Here is a 24,942-nt window from a genome sequence, read left to right on the forward strand (position 1 = left end):
AGCCATTGTTAGTTATAAAAAAGGGCAACCATTATTGATTGCCCTGACTATCTCTAACTACTGGCAAGCACTGCATTAAAGCGGGCAAAGCCTTGTTCTAAGTCACGGATCAAATCATCGGTATCTTCTAACCCAATATGCAAACGGAGCAAGGGCCCAGCAAAATCTTTCTTTTTCGCTGTTCGTATTGAGTTAATATTTTCATTCGCAAGGATCAAGCTTTCAAAGCCGCCCCATGAATACCCCATGCTGAAATGCTCCATACCGTCAAGTAACGCTGTTAGTGCTTCGGTATTTCCGCAATTTAAAACAACTGAAAATAAACCATTACACCCTTTAAAATCACGTTTATAGAATTCATGTCCTTCGCACGTTTCAAACGCAGGGTGGCGAACATGATCGACTTCTTCTCGACCCATTAACCATTCAGCTACTTTTAGACTATTTTTTTCATGCTGTTTCAGACGAACACCTAACGTGCGAAGACCACGCATCGCAAGGAAAATATCATCTGGCGACGTACATTGCCCCATAAGGTAGCTGTTTTCACGCAGCTGATCCCAGCAGCGTTCATTGGCAACGGCTGTACCAAGCATGACATCAGAGTGGCCTACGATATATTTCGTCGCGGCTTGAATAGAGATATCAACGCCGTGCTCAAAAGGTTGGAAATTAACCGGGGAAGCCCAAGTATTATCTAGCATCACCACAAGATCGTGCTCATGGGCAATACGAGATAACGTCGGAACGTCTTGTACTTCCATGGTAATTGAGCATGGTGACTCTAAAAACAGTACGGTTGTATTTGGACGAATAAGATCGCGAATACCTTCACCGATCATTGGATCATAATAGGTAGTTTCAACGCCCATATTAACAAGGATTTTGTCACAAAAGTCACGGGTTGGCTCATAAGCTGCGTCTACCATTAAGACGTGGTCGCCTGTTTTAACAAATGACAAAATCGCATTGCTAATAGCTGCCGTACCACAAGGATACAATGCACAGCCCACACCGCCTTCTAGCTCAACCATGGCGTCTTGGAATGCAAAATGTGTATTGGTACCACGACGCCCATAAAATAGTGCCTTGTTGGCACGATTGGCGGTGGCGTGTTTCATCTCTTCAACCGAATCAAATACAATGGTAGACGCCCTACTCACTGGCGGGTTAACCAATGATTGAGTCCATTTTTTTCCACGACCTGCGGTGACTATTTTAGTATCTAGTGCTTTCTTGCCCATGCTCGTCCTAACATCCTTTTGAACTAACGTGCTGATCGATAAGAAAAGCACGTCTGTTAGATTTGGTTGGTTTTCTTAGACGTTAACACAGTTATTCAAAACTGAAAATGGACGATATCATTAAAGTGATACAGCAACTTTTGTGGCAATATTTGGATGGTTTTTAATTCGGCTATGCTGAGAAGATAGCAAATGTGAAGATTCTGCCGCAGTAGGGTCAATCATTTCTAAATGAGCTCGGTAATTCAAACACGCACGCATTATGCTTTCTTTCTGTGCCACTTTCGCTGTCAGCACGGTAAGCAAGATGGCTTTATGGGCGAAGTGTTTATGCAGTTCAATAACCACTTCAATCGAGCATGGTTTACCACCGTGTGGACGCAAGACTTGCAACGCCTGTTTTTTTGGAAAGAGCTGAAAGACATTATGATTAATGTGTTTCGCATTTCTGATCATACTGCGCATTTCACAGCGTGACAATGGGCTATAACAAGTCGGGCACTCTCCTGTTTGGCTATCAGCCAAGTAATTACGGTGTAAGGTACTCATTTTACCATCTTCCATAGGCAGACTAAGAAAAATGATGTCTTCGTAATCATCGCCTAATGTTTGGAAAAGCCCACGAGTCTGAGAAACAAAACCACGCTGTAATAAACAGTTTATCGCCTTCAAACCTGAAAGGTACTGGTTGAGAGACGTCAGCATAGCGAGCAATAATGCAGAACGATTACTCACATCGGATAATACAGACCGCTCTTCAGGCACTATTTCAGACGGCGTAAGTGCGTGAAGTTGATTATCGATAAATTGTACAATTTGTTGGTTTAGCTTCATTTCTGTGTCATACATAATGCCGCCTCTTTTATTGGTCAATGAGTTAACCAGATGCATGGCCAACCTATGACTAATAAAAGCAATATCAATGCCCAAACCTACAAACAAAAAAGAACATAAATAAAACTGTCCTATTTTCGATAACTTATCTATCAATAACAAATGCACTTGCTAGCATAGCAACTGATTTATCATCTAAACACTTACCTTTATGCTTTATTATTCGCATTTCGCAAACTATTCTGCACTTGTTGCAAAACTCAAATCTAAGCTCAGAAGCAAAAAAGGCCGCCTAAGCGACCTTTCCTTTCTCACATTTCAATTATGGCTCGTCGGTAACGGGTGCTTTCATATAGTGCTCTGCTCTTAATCCAAACAATTCAGGCAGAGCCGTTCCCACTGACACAGATGACCAAGTACCAGCTAAAATACCGATGAATAGAGCAATCGCGAACCCGGCCAATGCGCCACCACCTAACCACCATAAAGCGCCAACAGTCATTAGCGTTGTGCCTGATGTTACTAGCGTACGCGAGATAGTCGCCGCAATGGCTTCATTGTTAACTTGTTGAATCGGCTTATTCGGGTTTGATATTAGTACCTCTCGAATACGGTCGGCGATAATGATTGAGTCATTCAACGAATAGCCCAAAACAGCCATAACCGCGGCAAGTACTGTCAGATTAAACTCCATCTGTGTCGCGGCAAAGAACCCCAACACAAAAATGACGTCATGCGCTAAAGCAAATACCGAGCCAGAGGCCAGTCGCCATTCAAATCGAAAGCTGAGATAACCCAAAATACACAGAATAGCGATAAGTAGCGCCAAGCCACCTTGCTCTGCTAACTCTTGACCGACTTGCGGCCCGACAATGCTGGTATTTAATACCTGTACATCAGTATTCAGTGTCTGCAAAATAGCACCAACATCAGGTGCTTCACCTTGCTCTGGAATGGCATAACGTAATACCCAGCGCCCTGACTCACCTGCTGCAATGACACTGACATCTTGTCCCATCGCATTATCAAGTGCATGATTGATAGATTGCGAGCTTATCGTATTTTCTAGCTGAACTTCTGTAACAATACCACCGGTGAAATCAAGCCCCCAGTTTAGGCCCTTAAAGCCAATGGTAAAAATTGAAAGCAATAACACAATCACTGAAATAATGCTGGTGCCGTGACGCCATTTAGTCGCGTTTTTCATTGTAATCAACATACTTAAATCCTCACTTCACGTCGTGCATCACGTCCCCACACCAAATTGATAATGGCGCGAGAGGCAAAAATACCGGTAAACATACTCGTTAACAGCCCTAATCCTAATGTCATAGCAAACCCTTGGATCGGGCCGTTACCAATGGCATAAAGAACAACAGCGGTGATCATGGTGGTGAAGTTCGCATCAAAAATAGTACTAAATGCACTGCTAAAACCGCGATCAATGGCCTGAGCTAAGCTTCGTCCTTCTTTAAGTTTGTCGCGGATACGTTCAAAAATTAGTACATTCGTATCAACAGCCATACCGACCGTCAAAACCAATCCGGCAATACCTGGCAGGGTTAGTACCGCTCCAGGGATCATCGCTAATAAGCCAAACAGCATGACCATATTGGTCACCAAAGCGATGTTTGCAACCCAGCCTAAGCGGCGATACCACAGTGCCATAAAGACCAGCGTCATACCTAAGCCCAGCGCCAATGCCGCAAAGCCATTTTGAATATTCTCAGCCCCTAACGTTGGACCAATCGTTCGCTCTTCAACTATCGTCACTGGCGCGGTCAATGAACCTGCGCGTAGTAACAGTGCTAATTCTTGGGCATCCTGAAGCGATCCCGCCCCAGTGATCCTAAAGCGATTACCCAACTGGCTCTGAATAGTGGCAACACTGATAATTTTACTGTCTTGAACTGAATTACCTTGTTCATCTCGGCTATATTCGCTGAAAGCCGTTGCCATTGGCTTACCAATATTCTGGCGAGAGAAATCTGACATTACTCGGCCACCAGCACTGTCGAGTGTAATGTTGACCTCTGGAGTTCCCATTTCACCAAAGCTAGCACGGGCATCGACAATATGATCGCCCCCAAGAATCGCCTTGCGAGCAACGCGTACTTCTCGTCCATTTTCATCTGGCAAGGTCATGGTGCTACCAGTACCCAGCTCTTTTACGGGGTAGAACGCTAGGCTCGCCGTAGCACCAATTACATTCTTTGCTGCCGCGGGGTCTTGAACACCTGGCAACTCAATACGAATTCGATGCTCACCCTGACGCTGTACTAATGCCTCGGTGATCCCAAGCTCTTCAATACGGCTGCGCATAGTCTGCAGGTTTTGCTGAACCGTCAGGTTACGTAGTGTTGTTTTTTCATCTTGCTTTAAGGTAATCGCTAACCCGTTGCCGCTCGCATTCGTTGCCTGCCATTGCGGGTATTGGGTACGTATATATTTGCGGGCAATGCTATTGGCCTCTGCACTAGGCAAGCGTACCAATACTTCACCGGCATCCGAAGTGCTAAAACGAACACTTCGTACGCCTTGCTCTCGGAAATGCTGACGCAGCCCTTCTTGCAGTTGATCACCTTGCGCTTTGTATACCTGATTAACATCGACATCCAGTAAGAATTGCACGCCACCTCGTAAATCCAAACCAAGTTTTATCGGTTCAAATCCCATACGAGTTAACCACTCGGGTGCTGCTGGGGAAAGTGACAATGCTATCTGAGCATCTGAGATATTGGCATTTTCTAGGTTAGCGAGTACTGACTTAGCCTTTGCTTGTTGATCTTCATCTTGCAGTACGACAATGGTGTTATTTTCAGACTGGTCGATACGCTTTACTGCAATATCCTGCTTAACTAACGCTCTTTGAATAGCAACGACATCAGGCTGATTTGATGATTTTGAGGAAATTTGTACCGCAGCATTTTCACCGTACCAAGTCGGGATTGCACTGAGCATCATTACAATAACAGTGACCGCAAGTACCACATATTTCCATGTAGGATAGTGGTTTATTAAACGTTGATTAGTTTGTCTTTTCATATCTTTCGCCATTTATTCACTCGCAAATCGCAAGTGAGGGCACACTAACTAACAGCTTTGATTATCAATTATTAATCAATAGGTTAAGTTGTATGCTCAGTAATTCGGCCATAGCTTGCACAAACCAAAAAATCGGCTCGGTACAACCTACAGGAATTTAATATGCCAAAACGCATTCATGCGCTGACTAAAATCGTGAATTACCCGAATGGGTTATGCGAAAGATAAACGGTGATGATAGATGGTGTAAATGAGGTTACTTTCTTTCCAACCGCTAATTCGGCTAGAGGATGCAGGCGTTTGCAAGGTCCAGTCATGGCTTTGTGCAAAGTCGATACGATAGCCTTTCACCAGACTTGGTGCTGGCTCTATCGGCAACTCTATCGCCAACTGATACAACGGCTCACGTTCATCAGAACCTGTACGAGCAAAATATGCCATACGTGAAGACGTCGTTAGACCGAGATCTAAGTGGCGACCATCACTGGAGTGCTGTTTCGTGTTCTTTTCAACCAGAGAAAGACTGTCCAGCTCAAGAGAGCTCTCAAAGAGCGCCCGCTGCAATTCTTCATCGGTATTATGACGTTCTAGTGCACCATTATGGGAAGCACTAAAGAACCGATCAAACGATGACGACTCAGCAATATGCTGTGAAACCACGGAAGGAGAAAACTGAGTATACGCAGCGGCTTTTATATCTGTGTGAGGATTATTATGGGCGAGAGCAGTCGCAGCGTGGCTCGACCACACCATTCCGACACTCAACACCAACAGTAAAACCCGAAGAAATGAAAGCAATATAATCTCAGCCAATTAGTGATAACCTGAGCATAATAATGCTGAAAATATTCATAGACAAGAGATTATTGTCACCAATCAATATCAACCCAATCAAATACACTTTTGATAACAACCTATAAACATGAAATCTATTCATATTCACATTTGTAGATTTTCCGTTGTATATCATCAGCGTGGTCGATATAGTCCCCTATTCAGCAAAATGACACAGGGAAGCAACAAAATGACTACTACAAACATCGCATTTATTGGACTTGGCACTATGGGCTTCCCTATGGCTGGGCACCTTGCCAATGCAGGGCATCAGGTCACCGTTTATAACCGTACGACCGCAAAAGCAGAGCTATGGGCAGAGACATACACCGGTAAAGTAGCCCTGACACCGGCTGAAGCTGCAAAAGACGCTGACTTTATTTTTAGCTGTGTGGGTAATGATGACGACCTTCGCCAAGTGTACTGCGGTGATAATGGAATTCTTACAACCGCCAAATCTGGTGCCACCCTCATCGATAACACCACCGCTTCTGCCGAGGTTGCGCGAGAAATCGCAGCTATAGCTGCTGAAAAAAACATTCATTTTCTTGATGCCCCAGTATCTGGTGGAGAAGCAGGTGCTGTAAATGGTTGCTTAACCGTTATGGTGGGTGGCGAGCAGACCGTATTTGACCACGCAAAACCTGTCATTGACTGCTTTGCTAAGGCGACAACCCTAATGGGTGATGTCGGCTATGGACAAGTTACCAAGATGGCAAACCAAGTTTGTATTGCCGGTATCTTGCAAGGTCTCTCAGAGGCGATCACATTAGCGCAGTCATCAGGTCTTGATATCGAAAAAATGACAGAGGTACTTAAGCACGGTGCTGCTGGATCATGGCAGCTGGAAAACCGCGCTACAACGATGGCGAAAAACGAATTTGATTTCGGTTTTGCTATTGACTGGATGCGTAAAGATTTAGGTATTTGTTTTGATGCAGCCGATAAGCTAGGTGTTGATTTACAACTGGCTAAACAAGTCGATGCGAAATACGCCGAGCTGCAAAAACGCGGCTATCAGCGTGCTGACACATCGGTACTGATCAAGCAGTTTGATGATGAATCGCGCTAACCAATAAGTTTTCAACAAAGAACAATGAGGCCTTAGAGCTTCATTGTTCTATTTATCAAACCGCTAATTATGCTACAGCTTATAATCAAGCACGATATAGAATGAGTCTAGCTGTGACATACTACGCTCTTGCCAGTTATCCCATGTATCCATGACTCGGTAACCAACCTCCCCCGTAAAACGCTCATTAAAGCCATAACGCATTCCTGTCTGAACACCCAAAGTCCAGTCGTTATCACCATGACTAATAAATTCATGGCCACCACTGGCACCAATTAACAACTGCCAGTTACTAGTATCTGATAGCTTCACCATATAGTCATAAGACACAAAGAAATTCGTTACTCTTGAGTCGGTTGCATAAGCATAAGTCCCTGTGACTCGGTGATTATCATTTATCACCGCACCAGCACGGAAGTTAGGCTCGAATTGAAAATCGGCATTATGGCTCATACCGTCACTGGTACCAAAGCCAACGAAATGTTCAATGTCATTCGCATAAGCTGTGGTTGCTAACATTAATCCCATCGTTATTGCTAAGCACTTTTTAATCATCTTGCTGCTCCATTAAAAACACCGTTCATTTGTAGATGACAAGATACTCAAAAAATGGGCTGGTTAAAGTGAAAACGCGTTAATTTACATTAATTAATTTACCCATTTTCTGGGTTTTAAATTTATCGCACCGATAGATTGAATGGCATATAATTGCCTATCAATTAGTTTGATTTTTGCATGGATACTCAAGCCGTTATGACAGCTTCGGACAAGCGTTTTGTCAGTGCTCAACAGGTCGCCGATCTTGCCGGAGTTTCTCGCTCTGCGGTTTCACGTACCTTCACAGAAGGCGCAAGTGTCTCACCCAAAACTCGCGAAAAGGTAATGGCTGCTGCCAAGCAGCTCGGTTATCACGTTAACCATCTCGCACGTGGATTACATGACACCAGTAATATTGTCAGCTTGATCACAACGGATATCAGCACCCCGTTCCAAGCGAGTTTTATCGACACCCTAACTCGCCAACTCCAACAGATAAACAAGGTCGCCATGGTGATAAACACCAAAGGCGATAAAAACAGTGTCACTGCCGCCTTAAATCAAACGCTAAACTTCCGCGCCGAAGCCTCTATTATCCTGTCAGGCCAACCACCGAAAGAGTTGATAGACAAATGCATTACTAATGGACAGCGGGTAATATTGGTCAACCGCCACGATGCCCACCCCAACGCCGACAACATTCGACTTGATAACTTCACCGCAGCGCAACAGGCACTGCATATATTGGTCGAGCAAGGCTGCCAACATGTCGCTGTCGTGAACTCTAATATTGGTTCATCGGGTTTGATGGCACGAGAACAAGGCTTTATTGCGGCGGCTAATAAGGCTGGTCTCCGTGTTGATGTAATCCGTCATGGTGATACTTCCTACCAATCAGGTAGCCATATGGCAGGGCAATTACAAAATCAGCCTGACGGGGTATTTTGTGTCACTGACCTGTTGGCATGCGGTTTTGTCGATGGGCTTAAAAAGCGCAACATCCATATTCCAGACGATATGGTGGTTATTGGTTTTGATGATATTGAACAGGCAAGCTGGAGTAGTTATCAACTTACAACATTTAAACAGCCGATAACCCAAATCACTGAGCACATTATCGGACGGCTGCAAGCAGCGACTTCAGCATCTAAATCTGACTACCTCTACACCCTAGAGCCTATTTTACGAGCAACAACACGCTAACTCTCTACTTAATGTTAATGTGCAAAAAAAGCCAGCATGGGTGGCATGCTGACTTAAAAATAAATCGTTAACGTATTTTAGGACGGGACTAATCTATTTTGTACGAGGTAGTAGCTTAAGCAAAACCGTGCTCTTCAAGCAAATCTAACATGGTGTTGGCCTTCTCAATGGCTTCAATCAAACTGGGTTTAGGCGTTTCAAACCATTCATCTTCCCTTAAATCTCGACGTTCACGTACCGCTTCAATCGCTGATTGTAAGGTTGGGTATTGATCTGGTTGCTGACGGTGCATGTACAACGAGGCGATCGCGACAGAGCGGCTACGACCACCACGGCAATGAATCAGTACATTACCTCGCTCACGATTTGGGTAACTTGGTTTCTCTGGCAGTTGTTGAGTAAATGCGCCGTGCAGCAAATAATACCCAGCAAGGATCATTTGATGTGGATTACCTGGACCATCAATTAAGCCCATTTTATAGGTACGAATTACACCGCTTCCGCCTGCTAGTTTCTCGCCCTCTTCTTCTAGGTAAGGGTCATTGACATAATTAATATCGAGGTTGACCGCACAATTCACGAGAGTGGTGATCCCAAATTCACGATGAAGTCCGCGGTCTCGCGCTGATTCATACCCACCAAGGTACAGGCTCTGGCCTTCAGGGCCAATATTAGTGGCAACCAAGTGTGCTGGGGCGCGTTCGTATATTGGCGCTATTTTCATTTTAAATCCTTGTACTATAGACGATATTAATCAATTGAAATGGATGCATTTCTTGCAATGGCTATCGATAATGCTGGCGTCGCTGCCAAGACTGGCCCACCGTTATGCCAATCATCCATAGCCGTAAAATTATTCACCACGCCACCAGCTTCATTAACCAGTAACAAACCCGCTAAGCAATCCCATGGGTTCATATGTAATTCAACATAACCGTCGGTTCGCCCAATGGCGACATACGCTAATGCCAATGCTCCGCATGCGCTTCTACGAACATTACCGCCAAGCTCAATTAACCCTTGCAGTGTTGAAAAATACTTATCCTGAGAAGCTCGTTGATTCCAACCAAGCTCTAAATTGGCGGCCTCGAATGAATCGGTTTTTGCCACAGCAATGGCGCTGCCGTTCATTGTTGCCCCTTGCCCTTTCTGGGCAACAAACAGTTCATTATGAATCGGGTCGAAAATCAGACCGAGCTGAGTCTCTCCCTCACTAACAAACGCAATGACAATACAGAAATGAGGGATCCCTCTGGCAAAATTAGCGGTGCCATCAATCGGATCTAGAATCCATGTGTTGGCTTTGATCTCGCCCCCTGCTTCTTCTCCATATACAGCGTCATCAGGGAAAGCCTGATTTAGCCGTTCTCGCAGTAATGCTTCGACGGTAATATCAGTTTCGGTTAAAAAGTCTTGCGGGCCTTTAAACGCAATTTTTTCCGGCGTCATTGCAATAAATGCTTCACGTGCCATTGCGCCAGCTTCTTTAATAATGGCGGTCCCGACTTCGAGACGCTCACTAAGGTTTAATGGTGATAATTTTAATTCTTGGGACATACCATTCTTCAATAAAGGTGATCTAACACCAGCAATGGCTGGTATTAGTAAATAAATATGACTTTGGCAGACTTTATTAGCGCGTGAAGTGGATGCGCCATAGATCAGCCCAATCTTGACGATTGTCAAAATCGTCTAAGCCTGTTGATGCATCGTACTGCAATACCTGCTTGTAGATTTTCTGTACGCCAGAGGCTTCTTTCGGGTGTGGGGCAATAGCTAGGTTGCCAGAGACTTTACCATCGATAGTTTGGTTACTGATCCCTTCTTCAGTCATCAAGAAGTGCAGGAACAACTTCGCAGCATTCGGGCTTTTCGTTTTGGTCGATATCACGCCGTAACTTGGTGTTGACCAACCCGCAAACGGTACCATGCCTTCACAAATACCTAAGTGTACTTTGCCACTTGCTACGTCACGGTATTTCGCCGTCGACATTAAACCCATGAATGGGTCTGTTTGTCCCGGAGCACCAACTGCGTCTCCTGCTGCTGAACCTGAGTCCGTTGGTAGCGGTGAATTTTGTGCCAATGCCTTCACCCAAGCGTGAGTTGCAGAGCGTTCTTCACTTACAAGTGGCTTACCATAATGGGCTTCATAAGCAGCCGCCATTGCATCATCATGGTGGGCTTCAATCTGGTTGAACCAATCTAAGAATCTCGCATTATTGAGCGGATCAGGAAGGGCGACTTTTCGCTTCCAGTTATCATCGGTTAGCTGCCAAATGTTCGACACCGGGCATGTGTCATAAACTTCAGAGTTGTAAGTCCATACCGCTGGATCGCCATATACAACCAGTGGATCTTTTGCAATCTCAGGTATGTCATTAGCAATGACTGGCGATACCCAAGTTTCGACAACATTCATCGGCATTAGCTGCGCCATGGTTGCGGAAGCATCCCCGGTGATCACAACATCACCACGAATATTGCTTGCACGATATTCACGGATCATCATTTCGACTTGAGCTGAGCCACTTACCTTGTTACCAACAGCTTCAACACCGTATTTTTCAGTGAAGTTCTCAGCAGTTTGTACAATTTTTCCTGAAGGGGCATACACCGTAATTGGTGCTTCGTTACGCGCGGCTTCAATTAGCGCATCTAAATCAAATGCATCCGTCGTTGACGCCATTGCGGCTCCTGATAACGTTAACGCCATAACGGCTGCCAACGTTGTTGTCTTCAACATATTCCTTTTCACAATATTGCTCCTAACGAATCAGATTAAAGATGTTGTGTTTGACTATGTATGGTGTTGTTTAATGTTGCGGAATCAACGCGCAGCCCTTCACCGTTAAAGATATGTAGATCTTCTGGCTTAATCACTAACGATAAAGACTGACCTTCGGTGAAGCATGGTGGCACTTGGGTATTTACGTGGAAACGCTGATCAGCAACACTGAATTCCAAAATCCAGCTACCACCCGTCGGCAAAATGCTTTCCAGTCTTGAGTGCAAGGTCAAGCAAGCGCCTGTACCGTTTTCTGGTGTTTCTGCAACCTTCATTCGCTCTGGTCGTATTCCAATAGACCAGCCTTGTTTAACGGTACCCAGCACGTTATCGACATATTGCTTTACAATCTCGCTGCAGAGAGAGGGGTCATCCAATTCAATGATATTAATCGGTGGTGTGCCGACAAACTCAGCGACAAAACGGTTCGCTGGCCGCTCATAAATATCATTCGGCGTGCCGACCTGCTGTAGTTCGCCATCTTTCATTACTGCTATCTTGGTCGCCAGTGCCATAGCTTCCCATTGATCATGAGTAACAAATACAATGGTGGTGTTATACGTACTATGGATACGCTTAAGTTCAGTACGCATTTCCAAGCGCAAACGCGCATCAAGGTTCGATAGCGGCTCATCCATCAGTAATATGTCTGGTTGCACAGCTAGCATACGTGCCAGAGCGACCCGCTGCTGTTGACCACCAGAAAGCTGTGATGGGTAGCGAGAGCGATATTTATCAATCCCTAATGTTTCCATCACCGACTGGATCGTTTTCGTACGCTCGGCTTTACTTATCTTTCGTAGCTTCAAGCCAAAATCGATGTTCTTTTCAACCGTTAGGTGCGGCCACAATGCATAGCTTTGGAATACTAAACCCAAGTTACGTTTTTCAGGCGGAAGAAACACACCGTCTTGCTGGGAGTCAACCACGGTATCGCCCAACATGATCTTGCCATCAGAAACATTCTCTAATCCGGCAATCATGCGCAATGTCGTGGTTTTACCGCAACCAGATGGCCCAAGCAGGCACATGAACTCCCCTTCATTAATTTCCAAATCTAGGCTGCTAACCGCCTGCCCTTCACTTTTTTCGTATTGTTTGCAGACATTGTTTAGTTGAATATTTGGCATTAGCTTCCTAGTCCTTCTGCGAGGTTAGTCTTAGTCAGTTTTTGGGTGACATATGTGCCGACAAAGGCAATCAAACAGATAATGAGTACGACGGCATTGGCCGCTTGTGTGTAGTTGTAATCAATCAACCTTAACGCGTACGTCGTCAATACATCGGTTGATGGCACAGCAAGGATAACGAACAGGCTTAAACCGTTAATGCCAGATATAAAAGGCAGTAGTATCCCCGTCACCAGCGATCCTTTCTGGATTGGCATCACCACATAACGCATACGAGTAAACCACCCCGCACCAGCCATTTGTGCTGCTTCTTCCGGGTCTTTACCCAACTGCATCATGGCTGATATCCCAGCACGAGAGGCATAGGGCATTTCATCGGCAATCAACGCTAGTATCAGCAAAGTGACGGTGCCATATAGAGCAGGCATAGGGCCGCGCGGAATGGCAAATAACGAGAGGTAAGCCGCAGCAAACGCGACTCCCGGAACAAGGTATGGGAAGAAAGTAATATGGCGTAGCATCGAGCCCAGTGATTTCAATGGACTACGTACGACAACATAGCCAACCACCAAGCCAAGTAAACCAGAGCACACTGAGGCAATACCGACAATCCATAACGTATTCCACATCGCACTCCACAGGTTGCTACTCAGCAATACACCGTTGCTTTCAGCAATGGTTGCCAAACCAGAACCAATCCAGAAATCGAACGTAAAGTTATTCAAAGAGAAATCGCCCGGAATACGCATCACCGTTGATAGGGCGAGAACCAAAATCGGCATCGCGACAGAGACGATAAATACAACAGCAGCAAGCGACGAGGCAGGTAAACGCCACTTTCCTAGCGGGCTGCTTCGATGCATAACGCCTTTGCTGCCCACTGTGACAAACTTTTTTGCTTCTTTAAGCAGTAATGCATCGATAAGTAGCGAGATAACGCCAAAGAACATAATGGCACCTGCTAATACTGCAGCAACACCCGATTGGCGTGATTCAAGGCTTCGATAGAGCGATGTCGAAAGTACTTCGTAATTCACGGGTAAACCGAGAATATAAGACACACCAAACTCACCCAGCACCTTGGCAAAAATCAACACGCACGCAGACACTAGAGCGGGTAGCATAAGTGGCAAAATGATTTTGAAAGTAATCGTCCGGCTTTTCGCACCCAAGATGCGGGCAGAATCTTCAAGCTGGGAATCGAACGAACGCAGTGCGTTACCCAGTAGCAAGATAACAAACGGAATGTAGTTCAGGGATAGAATAATGATGATTGGAATTTCGCCATAGGCAAGCCAATCTGGCGGTTGAATACCAAGGTTTTCCAACCAACCTTGCTGACCACCTGTTGAGCGGTTTTTAAAGATGGTTGTCCACGCCATAGCAAACGTCCAGGCTGGTAACATGTAAGGAACAATCAATGCGGTGGCAAACCATTTTTTGCCAAACATATCACTGCGACTGACCAACCAAGCAAGAACACTACCAAGGGTTAGAGAGATAACAATAACGCCCATTGCGACACGTAATGTATGGGATAACGGCTGCCAAAAAAGAGATTGTGAAATTGGCGACAGCAGCGTGCGATTCAGGTAGTAATCCGTCCATTCACCCGTCATTTCACCAATACGGCGTTCATCACCAAACTGTACCTGCACAGCATCAAGCAGTAGCGATAAAACGGGTACAGCAATGAAATAGGCGAAGATAGCAGCTAACACCAACCCTATCAGTGTGGTTGGCGTTTGGATGACTAACTGGATCCTATATCTCAAAGCTAACCAGCGTGATGATGGCGAAGAGCCGATGGCTCCATTGGACAAAGAGTTCAAAATACACCTCGTAATATTCTTTTGCACAGCTGTGCAACTCAAGGTGAATCATAAATATTGTTTATGTAACTTTCATAGGATATAGATGACGAAATAGTGACAGGATACGAACGAAAGGACGATTCAAACTAAAAAGGCCTCAACTAAGTTGAGGCCTTTTTATCGCTAGCTACCATAGGAATAGGAAGCTATCTGTTCGGGTCTATGCTTATAGACTAATAAAGATGCCCGCTAGAGCCGCACTCATAAGATTAGCAAGGGTGGCACCCAATACTGCCTTAAGGCCAAGGCTTGCAACATCACCACGGCGTTCTGGTGCCATAACACCAATTGAACCAATCTGAATCGCGATAGAACCAATGTTGGCAAAACCACACAGTGCAAAAGTAATAATAATTTGGCTGTGCTGAGATAGTGTTTCTTTAATGCTGACAAAATCTAGGAAGGCAACAAATTCATTCAAGATCATCTTCTGACCGATGAACGCACCAGCTTGAAGCATCTCACTCGCAGGTACACCAATGATAAAAGCAAGTGGTGAGAATAAGTAACCTAATACACCCTGCAGTGTTAGGTTTTGCATACCAAACCATTCACCAACCATTTCAAGGCCAGCATTCGCCATCGCAATAACACTCACAAAAGCAATCAGCATAGTACCGATAGCAACAGCTACCCGCATACCGTTCATTGCACCAGCCGCTAATGCATCAATGGCATTACTGTGTTCACTTTTCGCCATTTCGATATCAGACTGCTCAACGGCAACGCTCTGCTCTGGTACCAAAATCTTAGCCATTAACAAGCTACCCGGAGCAGCCATGAAGCTAGCTGCAATCAAGTACTTAAGCTCAACACCTAACCCCGCATAACCACCAAGTACACTGCCTGCTACCGATGCCATGCCGCCCGTCATAACAGCAAACAGTTCTGAACGTGTCATTTGTGGAAGGAAAGGTTTAACCAATAATGGTGACTCACCTTGAGATAAGAAGATATTCCCCGTTGCAACCATGGATTCAGCACGGCTCGTACCTAGTGCTTTTTGAACACCACCACCGATTACTTTGATGAACCACTGCATCACACCAAGATAATAAAGAAGAGAGATAAGCGCACTAATGAAGATAACAAGAGGGAGAACACGAACCGCGAAGATAAAACCAGAAGTAGCAAGATCACCAAATAGGAATTTTATGCCTTCATCAGCAAAGCCCAATATGCTGGCTACCCCGTTACTCATTGCCCCAAGCATTGATTGACCAACAGGTAAATACAATACTAAAGCGGCAAAACCAGCCTGCAATGCTAGTGCACCACCAACCGTACGCCAGTTAATTGCTTTACGGTTTTCAGAAAGCGCACATGCGCATAATACCAGTACAAGAATACCGGCCAAACTAATTAACAACTGCATTATTTCGTCCTGCTTTGACTATTTTTTGGAATGTCGAAAAATGAAGGTGTAACTGCTTGTTGTAACAAAGGGGAAATCACTTTCGGGGAGAAAGTAAAATAGGAGGGAGCCAAACGCATACGCGTTAGCAATAAGATGGTATCCGCCCAAATGTACAACATACGAGTCACCTAAATTAACAAGCTAAAGTAATGCCGGTCCAACTCCGTGGGTCATTCACATGTCCGTGGTGACAGCTTGTAACTAAGGTGGCTGAACTCTAGGTTCTGGCCGGATGTGGAGTATATAGAGATGTAGATCACATTAACAATCAAGATTGGGGTATTTTTTGTGATCTTGATTCGATCGAACAAACTTTGAACAAATGTAAGTAAATATGTCTACCTCTTGGCTTTATGAACAAATACGAATAACTAAAATCGCCGTAATTATGTACAGATCCAATAAAAACTCAGCCATGAGGCTGAGTTAATTAATGCTTAGACTATCCATCACTCAACAAAGCTTATGGTTCATGATCCTGCTGTTTTGCAACAGTATCACTGTAGCCCTTCGGTGGCGGCATCCAGCCACGCTCGGATGCTGCATGCTTATCATGGCGTTCCGACTTCATGACATCGCCGAGTGCATCTTCCAACTGCATGAACAATTCCTTGTAATCAGCGTTAAATTTGTTTTCTTCGGTACTATCTCTCCATGCTTGGTATAACACCTTTTTACTTTTAGATTCAGTATCAATAAATGCCTGCCTGAGCTGTTCAGCTCTAAAAGGATGAAAGCCTAAATCTTTTAGCGCTTCCGTTCCTAGCGTTAATGCTGAATGGTATGTTTCACTGATAACGTAATCCGCGCCAGCGTGCCGTAATGCATAATGATGCCCCCGATCATAAGCTCGCGCTAAAATTCTTACACTCGGGTATGTATGCTTAATATACTCCACCAGCTCAACAGCTCGCTCGGTATCGTCAATAGCCACGATCAACAGCTTGGCTTCGTCTATCCCTGCCGTATGTAGAAGATCTGGTCGGGTGGCGTCGCCAAAATAGCTTTTGATCCGAATGGATCGCATATTTTCTATTTGACCGACCTCATGATCAAGCACCACTGTTTTGATTCCATTTGCGACCAATAAACGATTTACAATCTGACCAAAACGCCCAATACCAGCAATAATCACGGTCCCTTTTTCATCAATAATATCTGCTTCACGTTCATTGGTTTGTTCTTCAAAGCGCGGCAGAATAACCTTGTCGAAAAAAATAAATAACCCAGGGGTCAAAAACATCGAAATCGCAACAACCAATGATAATAGCTGTGTAAGCTCAGCAGGAAGAACATGGTTTTGCGCAGAATAGCTCAATAACACAAACCCAAATTCACCGGCTTGCGCCAAGCTCAAGGTTAATAAATAGCGATCGCTGCCACGCACTTTAAAAATAAGCGCTAAGGCAAACAGCACAAGGGCTTTTACCAACATAACCCCGAGTGTTAGCCCTATAACAATCAGGGCATTCGCTGACAATATAGAGAAGTCGATGCCCGCACCGACGGTAATAAAAAACAAGCCAAGTAATAACCCTTTAAATGGCTCTATATTCGATTCCAATTCATGGCGAAATTCGCTGTTTGCTAATACAACGCCAGCTAAAAATGTGCCTAACGCTGGAGATAAACCAACAAGGCTCATTAAAGCTGCAATGCCAATTACCAGCATTAAAGCAGTCGCCGTAAAAATCTCTCTCAAGCCAGAGTCAGCAACAAACCGGAAAAGTGGTCGACTTAAATAATGCCCGCCCACAACAACACCAGCGATTGCCATAACGACAACAATGGCATATCCCCAGCCGGGCAACCCCGCAACCAAGCTGACTTCAGCATGTTGATCGACCGCTTGCTGAGCTTGATCGACCAATTCAGGCAACGCCAGTAAAGGAATTAACGCAAGCATGGGGATCACAGCAATATCTTGAAATAACAGAACAGAGAAGGCATTACGACCCCCTTCTGTTTTTGCGAGTCCTTTTTCATTGAAGGTTTGTAGGACTATCGCCGTAGAAGAAAGAGCAAAAATCAAACCAATAGCCAATGCGATAGTCCAACTTTGGCCGAAAAACATGGCGATTGCCATAACGATAACTGTCGTAAGGCCAACCTGTAGGCCACCTAAACCAAGAAGACGATGCCGCATATCCCATAGCATTCTCGGTTCGAGCTCTAACCCGACCAAAAACAGCATCATGACAACACCAAACTCAGCAAAATGTTGAATAGCGAGCGTTTCTTCTCCGACTAATCCGACGACAGGACCAATCACAACACCAGCAATGAGATAACCTAATACAGATCCAAGCCCCAATCGTTTAGCAATGGGGACCGCTATAACAGCAGCGCAAAGGTAAATAAATGCCTGAATAAAATACGTCGTCATTTATCCTCCTTTAATATGGCAGTAAGGTCGCTATTCAGCGTGCCAACATGACTAGCAGCATTCATTTCAATCATGTTATTTCTTAACGCGGCTAACACGCTTAACCAATCTTGGATATGCTGCTGTATACGCTTCTCTTCTACTGCAGTGCGTGAGTCAAACAATACAAAAGGCGCTAAGTAACACATTCCTGTTAGTTTTGCCGTCTGCTCTAAAGGGTGTAACAGCTCACGTAGGGTATAGTGGTTATAGCCTTCAGAATGATAAGCCGATTCAGCCCCTCCAGCCGTTAGTGCGCATAAAAATGTTTTGCCGTGTAGCGCCGTTCCATCAGTGCCATAAGCAAAACCATATTCCAACACTAAGTCTTGCCATTCCTTTAAAATCGCCGGTGTTGAATACCAGTAGAGTGGAAACATAAAAACAATAACGTCGTGGTCAAGCAACCGCTGCTGTTCAATATCGATATTAATACGTAAGGTTGGATAGTCATGGTACAAGTCAACAACCGTCACCCCTTCGATGCCAAGGCTAGACTTAAATAACGGTTGATTGACTTCAGAGCGAGATGGCGAGGGGTGAGCAAATAGTATTAACACTTTCTTCTTATTGTCTGTCATGGTCATCCTTACACAATACAGCTTACTCGAAAGATTTATGGTGCTTATAAAGCAGCAAGCTACTCCAATCCTGAAGTATCCCAATAAATATAGACTGATTCTTCTTGTAACTGGAAAATTAAGCCTTCTTTGCCGAGTCCTGATTGACGATAAACCGTTTGGCCATGACTGTCGTAGTATTGGCCAGACTTACCACCCAATGGTTTGAAGTCGTAGTAAACACCATCACCAAGATCGATGGTGACATAGCCTTGTCGCTGGGAAAATACACATAGAGACTTTTGTTCTGGCTTACTGGCACCTTTCGGATAGATATCACAACGAGCATCGGTTGAATCGGCGATGACATTTGAAGCCGCAAGAACAATACCTAAACCAGCTAGCACAAGCGCTAGCTTCATTGGCTTCGACACAGATAACATAACCGTACTCCTACAACGATATCAGTGCTTATCATGGTAAAAGTGTAGAAAGTAATACTGTGATCATGCCAAAAAACAGAGTTACATTTTAGAGACAATAGATCAAAATACGGTGTTATATACCTCGCTGATCTCAAAAGGCCAAGCAGATGACAATCGCATTCTTTGTCCCGAAAGAGCCCTCTAAAAATCACCCCCTAATTCAGGCCTTCCTCTACGCGTGTGCCATTAGTCTACTCAGCAGTGCATTCGCTGCACATGCATCATCCACGCTTACTGAACGTAAGCTACTGAACTATAAAGACTCATACGGCAACATCGATCTCAGAAACGCAAGAAATATCCCGTTACCCGACCCATTATTAGTAAATGGTAATCTGAACCTATCGCAGAGCTACTTAACTCGCTTACCACAGCGACTCACGGTAAAAGGTAACCTGAACCTTGCTTACAGCAAGATCACCCACTTACCAGCACAGCTTGTTGTTGAGGGATACATTAATTTAGCCCACTCCAATATCCAGTATTTGAACAATGGATTGCAAGTAAATGGCGATTTAAGTTTAATGGGCACTCAATTGACCGAACTTCCTCCTTACCTTTACGTCGCTGGTAACCTGTACCTAGCGAATACAGCAATAACAGCGCTACCTGAATATTTAGCTGTTGGAGGTAATATTTATTTAGGGGGATCACCCGTTAACATATTTCCAGAACAGCTTAATTTAGGCGGAAATATATATCGTTAGTGAAAGTAATAACAACAAAGACGAAAACGTTTGCGTAAAATATTTAAAAAATGGTGATTTAAGCAAAGGAAGAATTTGGAAGGGGAAATAAAGGTATTTAGCCAGAAACACTGGATCACTGCGTGCCTCTGGCATTTTTACTTCGCAATTAAATTGCTACAAATCATAAGTTTAGCGTGATGACGCTATTATAAGATTACTTAGATTTGGTTTTTACTGTAGTCGTTTGTGACTGGTAGTAGAACCATTGTCTGCGGTTTCTATTAGCCATAATACACCTCTCATTTTTCCAAAACGAGTAAGGTTGATATTTCTCTTAATTAATACCGTTCTTACTCTTCAATACAGCTTTACTATACCTAATCGTCTGTTACATCCTTATGACAGTTTGGTAAAAGTAAAACGTCACTACTCACTGATAAAATAGCAATTAAAAATAACCTATCGGTTTTGTGTTAAAAGCTCAGGAGTTAAAGAACTGTGGCATAAACTAACGGGGAAGTTGAAGTGACCTTACTAAATACTTTTAAAGGCTATCTTTAACTAATACATTCACCCCAGTAGTTGCCAACAAACTCCAATATAAGAGGCAATCATTCCTTTTGCAACACTATTTTTGCAGAAAAAACGTGATCAACGTCACCATTTGATGCAACTCCTTGTTCAAGTTCACATTATGGATGCTCAGACATGATTATTTAAATGATCAACCTAACTAGAGCAACACAACACGGTATAAAAAACTCAGCGCACTCTTTTAGCACGCCTTCAATTAACACCGAAAGTCAACATAAATTTGACACAAGATTAACAAGTGGTACTATCGATACACAGTTCGTGTGGCCATGTCATGTCATCCGTTTGCTATAAGAGCTATCGTAAATAGCCTGTCGTAGGTAGGTATAATGATGTATACGATAACGCTGAAACAAACCGTAAAAGCGCCAAAAAAAGTCCTTTTTCAACTACTCTCCGATCACAATAATCTTGGTCGTTTTTTCGGTTCCAATTACCGTTTAGTCAAAACGGGAAAACCCGATATCAATGGCATTGGTGCAATAAGACAAATATCGACAGGCCCATTCCACTTTCAAGAGCAAATTATTGATTATAAAGAAAATGAACATTTACAGTATACATTGCTTCAAGGCTCACCAGCTCGCGAGTATGGCGGGTGGATAAAGTTTAAAAACCTAAATGCAACCCAAAGCCAGGTTTTATACCAAATTAAGTTCTCACCCAGAATCATAGGCACAGGGTGGTTGATGAAATACCTCTTTGAGAAGAAAGTTAAAAGAGCACTTATCAGCATTGCGCACTATAGCGAACAATCATGGAATCGCTGAAATAGTATGGTTATTGCTAGCGTTTGCTTCTAAGCCAGTACCATCACCCCGAAAGCAGCTTGTCGCTTCTACCCCCTCTGCTATAGCGATATATACTATTTACAATAAGCAGTTGACACTGTTCATCTTTTTGCACAAAAAACGTCATCTTCATCTAGTAATTTACCTCTACTAACTGTATAAAAATAAGACAATACATTTCGCAGAGGTAACTAAATGAGACATCAACCGTTGCTAACAACACCTCGGTTAATTCTTCGTCCTTTCCAACTTTCTGATGCTCCCAAAGTACAAGCTTTGGCTGGTGATAAGCATATTGCAGACGGCACCATTAACATCCCCCACCCTTATGACGATGGAATGGCTGGCCAATGGATAGGGAAATTATTAGCCGGTTGGAATAGTGGTCATTCAGCGATTTACGCCATAACATTAAAATCTAACCATCAATTAATAGGCTGTATTGGCTTACATAACATTATCGATGATAAGTCCCAGCTTGGATACTGGATTGGAGTCCCATATTGGGGGAAAGGCTATTGTACTGAAGCGGCTAAACGGATCACTGAATATGGCTTCAAGCGCCTGAATCTTGATGTTATCTATGGCCAGCACCTAAGTCGCGAAAGCAACCCAGGTAAAGTTATGACAAAAATAGGCATGGTTCATAAAATGACTAAAACAGATGCTATTCGAGTCAATATGATCTCTGAAAATATGGAGTATTACGAACTCAAATGCCCAATTATGGAAGAGGTTAAGTAACCTCTTTTTTTACTGACGAGGTTACCAACATATTGACTGAGGTGCTAAATTACAGGCTAACTAAACGCGCCATATGGTATGCATCAACATACTCTCCCTTTCGAAACGCATAGTTTTTAGCATGACCCTCTATCTTAAAACCATGCTTTTCATATAGCGCAATAGCCTTGCTATTATCGGTATATACCGTAAGTTCAATACGAGAAACCGCGAGCCATTGTTCAGCAAGCTCTATTATTGCGGCTAGTAGTTTCGAACCAATACCTTGCCCTTGCCGATCACCTCTTACGACCATACCGATGTCTGCTACGTGCTTACGCCTAGGGTTCGCTTGTACACTTAAGCTTATTTCCCCAATGACTTCATCGTTACACTCAGCGACAAGTCGATACACGTTATCTGGCGTAGCCTCTAACCGTTTCTCCCACATACCTAATGACGGATAAGGCAACTGCAATGTGCTGCTATAGGCCTCAGTACTGGCCAAAATCTCACGAAGTGCAGAAAAATCCGACGCTTCAATATGCCTAATAATCACATCCATATACCCACCTTTCCTTTTTAATCAATATGTTAAGTCATAACAAATAACACTATTTCCATGGGTCAGCAATAACAAGTCAACATTACCGAACGGCCTCTACCCGAGCAGTAAGCATAAATTTATAAAATCAATACCAACAGATAACTATTTTATAAGTCAAAATAAAGGATGAGAATTATTCATTCACATTAAAGTGGCAACCAAAAAACTCCTAGTAATATAAATATCAATAAGATATATAAAGAATTAAGTATTTCATATTAGTTTCTTATACTTAGCACAGGCTCGTTTGATTTTAGTACCATGAATTTTGATCTTATAGCTATACTAAAGATGATATATGTTCGATCAAAGCATCTACTTATTTGTGATCTTTTACCATTAGATTCACGTTTACTACTCTACACAAATTAAGTAAAAGACTTAAATCAATGATTTATTTGAACATATAAAAATATGTATTTTTTTTGAAAGATAATTTTCGATGTTAGGTCTTATATTTTGAATGTGAACACTATACACATATAACAAAAATGGCAAAAGCCACTCAAATGAGGTGAAGATTATGTCTAGCTTAAAAGTACTAACTGCTACCGCTGTGATTGTAATGTCTTCTTCAGCTTTGGCAGATATCCGTGTCGCCGATACGCATAATGGCGCTTGGATAACGGTTACTGAAAATGGTCAACCTGCTGCAAACGCGTCCGTATCTGTTGCAAACGTACCGCAACAGCGTCAAAGCTATAAAACAGACGAAAATGGTCGAGTATTTATTCCATTAACACTCGAAAATTCTCGTTCAATTAAGTACAAAGCAACTACAGAAGATGGTAAACAATCATCACGCTTTGCTTTCCACTCTACAAATAAATAGTATATTTATCACTTATATAGATTAAAAACTCAGCCCCACTAAAAAGGGGCTGAGTTATTTTATACCTGTAACATTCCTTATCTATACACTCTGTTTCATTTGTATTTATAGTCGCGACGATTCAGATCCCTCGATAAAACCAAGGCTAGGCCTAGTATTTGGAGAAATAAGGCTAAATTACGAAGTTGAGAAATTGATTTCATCTTCTCAGAATAAACCTCAATTAATTCAACATTATCTAAATATAACTGATTGATATTTTCACGTAACTCGACTTGAACCACACTCAATTGCTCCATTAACGCTGGAATATCAGAAACCGTTACCATAACGGTTTGATTAGGTAGCCAGTAAGAAAGCGCTTGAATAACTTGCTTTTGAATAGGTTCGGGTAATGGCACACCTTGCATTTCGCTCATTGCGACTAACTCAAGCACATGCTCCCTTTTACGCTCAACCGTTTCAGTTTGCTGCCAAATCAAGGTGATCAGTTTTTCATTGCCCTTCTGCTGCTGAATCAATTCATTGGCCTGACGAGTTGCATCATCAATGTAAAAGTTCGTCATAACAGCAGACAGTACGTTAAGTAATAGCCCCAATGCTACCAAGGTCCATGTAGGTATAAACCACCGTGTATTACGCTTTGCCATATCCCACTTCCAGTAGAGTAGTACTGCATAATTTTTGATAATCACAAACTAATAAGCATCATATCCCTTATTGATTATGGCAAAGAACATGCGACATAACTTTTTTGATCAGAGGGAGTGCTTCTTACTAAGCTTTAAACACATTTTAAAAAATAAACACAAAAAAGATGGATATCAACGAGCCATATGAAACAGGAATGAAAACAACTGTATAAGGAATCAACTCAAAGCAACAAACACTGACATAAGGCTTACATGAAACAAAAGACTCACTAATCGCGATATGTTACGGTACGGCTAAATTGTCGTACCGTACCCGTAGTAGGAAGTATTGTGAAAACACCTTGTGTTGGAAAGTGTAAGAATAACGAAGGATTGTGCAGTGGGTGTTTTCGTACCATGAGCGAAATTACAGAGTGGCGCCATATGGATGAAGTAAAACAATCAGATGCCATTGACGAAATTCAAGGTAAACAATCCACCCATGTCTGCAACCAATGCGGCGAACCTGCTTTTTGTGAAATCAGCGCTGGTAAATCAACATGTTGGTGTTTTGAGTTAACGAAAAGAGATACAACGGGTATCCCCGCGGGTGACTGCCTGTGCCG

At 43.4% G+C, this 24,942-nt stretch carries 24 protein-coding genes; 7 read left to right on the forward strand and 17 right to left on the reverse strand.

The window, feature by feature from the left end; genetic code table 11:
• Positions 1 to 53: 53 nt before the first annotated feature.
• The 5 genes from L4D09_RS17365 to L4D09_RS17385 form a co-directional block, all read right to left on the reverse strand.
• Positions 54 to 1,244: a cystathionine beta-lyase gene (locus L4D09_RS17365; RefSeq protein WP_428458776.1), complete on the reverse strand. Its 1,191-nt coding sequence runs from the start codon at positions 1,242 to 1,244 to the stop codon at positions 54 to 56.
• 120 nt (positions 1,245 to 1,364) lie between these two features.
• Positions 1,365 to 2,093 (reverse strand): hypothetical protein, encoded by a 729-nt coding sequence (locus L4D09_RS17370; RefSeq protein ID WP_428458777.1) that lies wholly within the window; start codon positions 2,091 to 2,093, stop codon positions 1,365 to 1,367.
• Between the two features lie 307 nt (positions 2,094 to 2,400).
• Entirely contained in the window at positions 2,401 to 3,297 is an 897-nt protein-coding gene (secF, locus tag L4D09_RS17375) for a protein translocase subunit SecF (protein WP_428458778.1), read from the reverse strand.
• 2 nt (positions 3,298 to 3,299) lie between these two features.
• Entirely contained in the window at positions 3,300 to 5,123 is a 1,824-nt protein-coding gene (gene secD / locus L4D09_RS17380) for a protein translocase subunit SecD (protein ID WP_428458779.1), read from the reverse strand.
• Between the two features lie 213 nt (positions 5,124 to 5,336).
• Entirely contained in the window at positions 5,337 to 5,936 is a 600-nt protein-coding gene (locus L4D09_RS17385; protein WP_428458780.1) for a hypothetical protein, read from the reverse strand.
• A 190-nt stretch (positions 5,937 to 6,126) separates the two neighbouring features.
• Between L4D09_RS17385 and L4D09_RS17390 the strand changes: the two genes are divergently transcribed.
• Positions 6,127 to 7,029: an NAD(P)-dependent oxidoreductase gene (locus L4D09_RS17390; RefSeq protein ID WP_428458781.1), complete on the forward strand. Its 903-nt coding sequence runs from the start codon at positions 6,127 to 6,129 to the stop codon at positions 7,027 to 7,029.
• Positions 7,030 to 7,101: 72 nt separating this feature from the next.
• Here L4D09_RS17390 and L4D09_RS17395 read toward each other — a convergent pair whose 3' ends face one another.
• The gene (locus tag L4D09_RS17395) at positions 7,102 to 7,584 is read right to left on the reverse strand and encodes a hypothetical protein (protein ID WP_428458782.1); all 483 of its coding nucleotides are present in this window, start codon (positions 7,582 to 7,584) and stop codon (positions 7,102 to 7,104) included.
• Between the two features lie 180 nt (positions 7,585 to 7,764).
• On the opposite strand from L4D09_RS17395, the gene L4D09_RS17400 reads away from it, so the two are divergent.
• Positions 7,765 to 8,769 carry a LacI family DNA-binding transcriptional regulator gene (locus tag L4D09_RS17400; RefSeq protein WP_428458783.1) on the forward strand — a complete coding sequence of 335 codons (1,005 nt, stop codon included), beginning with the start codon at positions 7,765 to 7,767 and terminating at the stop codon, positions 8,767 to 8,769.
• 115 nt (positions 8,770 to 8,884) lie between these two features.
• Here L4D09_RS17400 and L4D09_RS17405 read toward each other — a convergent pair whose 3' ends face one another.
• From L4D09_RS17405 to L4D09_RS17445, 9 genes are all read right to left on the reverse strand, one after another.
• The gene (locus tag L4D09_RS17405) at positions 8,885 to 9,493 is read right to left on the reverse strand and encodes a dual specificity protein phosphatase family protein (protein WP_428458784.1); all 609 of its coding nucleotides are present in this window, start codon (positions 9,491 to 9,493) and stop codon (positions 8,885 to 8,887) included.
• Positions 9,494 to 9,519: 26 nt separating this feature from the next.
• Positions 9,520 to 10,326, reverse strand: a complete 807-nt coding sequence (locus L4D09_RS17410; protein WP_428458785.1) for an inositol monophosphatase family protein — start codon at positions 10,324 to 10,326, stop codon at positions 9,520 to 9,522.
• A gap of 76 nt (positions 10,327 to 10,402) precedes the next feature.
• Positions 10,403 to 11,527 (reverse strand): ABC transporter substrate-binding protein, encoded by a 1,125-nt coding sequence (locus tag L4D09_RS17415; protein WP_428458786.1) that lies wholly within the window; start codon positions 11,525 to 11,527, stop codon positions 10,403 to 10,405.
• 23 nt (positions 11,528 to 11,550) lie between these two features.
• Complete coding sequence (locus L4D09_RS17420; protein ID WP_428458787.1) at positions 11,551 to 12,687, reverse strand: ABC transporter ATP-binding protein; 1,137 nt, start codon at positions 12,685 to 12,687, stop codon at positions 11,551 to 11,553.
• Positions 12,687 to 14,519 carry an ABC transporter permease gene (locus L4D09_RS17425; protein WP_428458788.1) on the reverse strand — a complete coding sequence of 611 codons (1,833 nt, stop codon included), beginning with the start codon at positions 14,517 to 14,519 and terminating at the stop codon, positions 12,687 to 12,689. The genes L4D09_RS17420 and L4D09_RS17425 overlap by 1 nt, the downstream gene beginning before the upstream one ends.
• A gap of 208 nt (positions 14,520 to 14,727) precedes the next feature.
• Positions 14,728 to 15,936, reverse strand: a complete 1,209-nt coding sequence (locus L4D09_RS17430) for a NupC/NupG family nucleoside CNT transporter (protein ID WP_428458789.1) — start codon at positions 15,934 to 15,936, stop codon at positions 14,728 to 14,730.
• A gap of 505 nt (positions 15,937 to 16,441) precedes the next feature.
• Positions 16,442 to 18,364 carry a monovalent cation:proton antiporter-2 (CPA2) family protein gene (locus L4D09_RS17435; RefSeq protein WP_428458790.1) on the reverse strand — a complete coding sequence of 641 codons (1,923 nt, stop codon included), beginning with the start codon at positions 18,362 to 18,364 and terminating at the stop codon, positions 16,442 to 16,444.
• Positions 18,361 to 18,984: an NAD(P)H-dependent oxidoreductase gene (locus L4D09_RS17440; RefSeq protein WP_428458791.1), complete on the reverse strand. Its 624-nt coding sequence runs from the start codon at positions 18,982 to 18,984 to the stop codon at positions 18,361 to 18,363. Before L4D09_RS17440 ends, L4D09_RS17435 begins: the two co-directional genes overlap by 4 nt.
• A gap of 59 nt (positions 18,985 to 19,043) precedes the next feature.
• The gene (locus tag L4D09_RS17445; RefSeq protein WP_428458792.1) at positions 19,044 to 19,406 is read right to left on the reverse strand and encodes a hypothetical protein; all 363 of its coding nucleotides are present in this window, start codon (positions 19,404 to 19,406) and stop codon (positions 19,044 to 19,046) included.
• 149 nt (positions 19,407 to 19,555) lie between these two features.
• Here L4D09_RS17445 and L4D09_RS17450 point away from each other — a divergent pair, with 149 nt between their 5' ends.
• The 3 genes from L4D09_RS17450 to L4D09_RS17460 all read left to right on the forward strand — a co-directional run bounded on the left by L4D09_RS17450 (position 19,556) and on the right by L4D09_RS17460 (position 22,266).
• The gene (locus L4D09_RS17450) at positions 19,556 to 20,155 is read left to right on the forward strand and encodes a hypothetical protein (protein WP_428458793.1); all 600 of its coding nucleotides are present in this window, start codon (positions 19,556 to 19,558) and stop codon (positions 20,153 to 20,155) included.
• A 905-nt stretch (positions 20,156 to 21,060) separates the two neighbouring features.
• The gene (locus L4D09_RS17455; protein WP_428458794.1) at positions 21,061 to 21,501 is read left to right on the forward strand and encodes an SRPBCC family protein; all 441 of its coding nucleotides are present in this window, start codon (positions 21,061 to 21,063) and stop codon (positions 21,499 to 21,501) included.
• 216 nt (positions 21,502 to 21,717) lie between these two features.
• Positions 21,718 to 22,266, forward strand: a complete 549-nt coding sequence (locus L4D09_RS17460) for a GNAT family N-acetyltransferase (RefSeq protein ID WP_428458795.1) — start codon at positions 21,718 to 21,720, stop codon at positions 22,264 to 22,266.
• Positions 22,267 to 22,315: 49 nt separating this feature from the next.
• On the opposite strand, the gene L4D09_RS17465 is transcribed toward L4D09_RS17460, so the two are convergent.
• Positions 22,316 to 22,810: a GNAT family N-acetyltransferase gene (locus L4D09_RS17465; RefSeq protein ID WP_428458796.1), complete on the reverse strand. Its 495-nt coding sequence runs from the start codon at positions 22,808 to 22,810 to the stop codon at positions 22,316 to 22,318.
• 565 nt (positions 22,811 to 23,375) lie between these two features.
• Here L4D09_RS17465 and L4D09_RS17470 point away from each other — a divergent pair.
• Positions 23,376 to 23,684, forward strand: coding sequence for a hypothetical protein (locus tag L4D09_RS17470; RefSeq protein WP_428458797.1), 309 nt, complete (start codon positions 23,376 to 23,378; stop codon positions 23,682 to 23,684).
• A gap of 95 nt (positions 23,685 to 23,779) precedes the next feature.
• Here the strand turns inward: L4D09_RS17470 and L4D09_RS17475 are convergent, their stop codons facing one another.
• Positions 23,780 to 24,334, reverse strand: coding sequence for a hypothetical protein (locus L4D09_RS17475; RefSeq protein ID WP_428458798.1), 555 nt, complete (start codon positions 24,332 to 24,334; stop codon positions 23,780 to 23,782).
• Positions 24,335 to 24,667: 333 nt separating this feature from the next.
• Here L4D09_RS17475 and L4D09_RS17480 point away from each other — a divergent pair.
• On the forward strand, positions 24,668 to 24,942 hold a 275-nt coding region (locus L4D09_RS17480; protein ID WP_428458799.1), incomplete at its 3' end, for a DUF1289 domain-containing protein.

It is taken from the genome of Photobacterium makurazakiensis (assembly GCF_050336715.1).
GTDB lineage: Bacteria > Pseudomonadota > Gammaproteobacteria > Enterobacterales > Vibrionaceae > Photobacterium > Photobacterium makurazakiensis.

Bases quoted from the DNA above. Each gene is read 5' to 3' on its own strand.
- L4D09_RS17390 (WP_428458781.1), top strand. From the start codon at position 6,127: ATGACACAGGGAAGCAACAAAATGACTACTACAAACATCGCATTTATT.
- L4D09_RS17460 (WP_428458795.1), top strand. From the start codon at position 21,718: ATGAGACATCAACCGTTGCTAACAACACCTCGGTTAATTCTTCGTCCT.
- L4D09_RS17405 (WP_428458784.1), bottom strand. From the start codon at position 9,493: ATGAAAATAGCGCCAATATACGAACGCGCCCCAGCACACTTGGTTGCC.
- L4D09_RS17420 (WP_428458787.1), bottom strand. From the start codon at position 12,687: ATGCCAAATATTCAACTAAACAATGTCTGCAAACAATACGAAAAAAGT.
- L4D09_RS17450 (WP_428458793.1), top strand. From the start codon at position 19,556: ATGACAATCGCATTCTTTGTCCCGAAAGAGCCCTCTAAAAATCACCCC.
- L4D09_RS17435 (WP_428458790.1), bottom strand. From the start codon at position 18,364: ATGACGACGTATTTTATTCAGGCATTTATTTACCTTTGCGCTGCTGTT.
- secF (WP_428458778.1), bottom strand. From the start codon at position 3,297: ATGTTGATTACAATGAAAAACGCGACTAAATGGCGTCACGGCACCAGC.
- L4D09_RS17395 (WP_428458782.1), bottom strand. From the start codon at position 7,584: ATGATTAAAAAGTGCTTAGCAATAACGATGGGATTAATGTTAGCAACC.
- L4D09_RS17465 (WP_428458796.1), bottom strand. From the start codon at position 22,810: ATGGATGTGATTATTAGGCATATTGAAGCGTCGGATTTTTCTGCACTT.
- L4D09_RS17410 (WP_428458785.1), bottom strand. From the start codon at position 10,326: ATGTCCCAAGAATTAAAATTATCACCATTAAACCTTAGTGAGCGTCTC.
- L4D09_RS17400 (WP_428458783.1), top strand. From the start codon at position 7,765: ATGGATACTCAAGCCGTTATGACAGCTTCGGACAAGCGTTTTGTCAGT.
- L4D09_RS17455 (WP_428458794.1), top strand. From the start codon at position 21,061: ATGATGTATACGATAACGCTGAAACAAACCGTAAAAGCGCCAAAAAAA.
- L4D09_RS17475 (WP_428458798.1), bottom strand. From the start codon at position 24,334: ATGGCAAAGCGTAATACACGGTGGTTTATACCTACATGGACCTTGGTA.
- L4D09_RS17370 (WP_428458777.1), bottom strand. From the start codon at position 2,093: ATGTATGACACAGAAATGAAGCTAAACCAACAAATTGTACAATTTATC.
- L4D09_RS17470 (WP_428458797.1), top strand. From the start codon at position 23,376: ATGTCTAGCTTAAAAGTACTAACTGCTACCGCTGTGATTGTAATGTCT.
- L4D09_RS17365 (WP_428458776.1), bottom strand. From the start codon at position 1,244: ATGGGCAAGAAAGCACTAGATACTAAAATAGTCACCGCAGGTCGTGGA.
- L4D09_RS17430 (WP_428458789.1), bottom strand. From the start codon at position 15,936: ATGCAGTTGTTAATTAGTTTGGCCGGTATTCTTGTACTGGTATTATGC.
- L4D09_RS17440 (WP_428458791.1), bottom strand. From the start codon at position 18,984: ATGACAGACAATAAGAAGAAAGTGTTAATACTATTTGCTCACCCCTCG.
- L4D09_RS17445 (WP_428458792.1), bottom strand. From the start codon at position 19,406: ATGTTATCTGTGTCGAAGCCAATGAAGCTAGCGCTTGTGCTAGCTGGT.
- secD (WP_428458779.1), bottom strand. From the start codon at position 5,123: ATGAAAAGACAAACTAATCAACGTTTAATAAACCACTATCCTACATGG.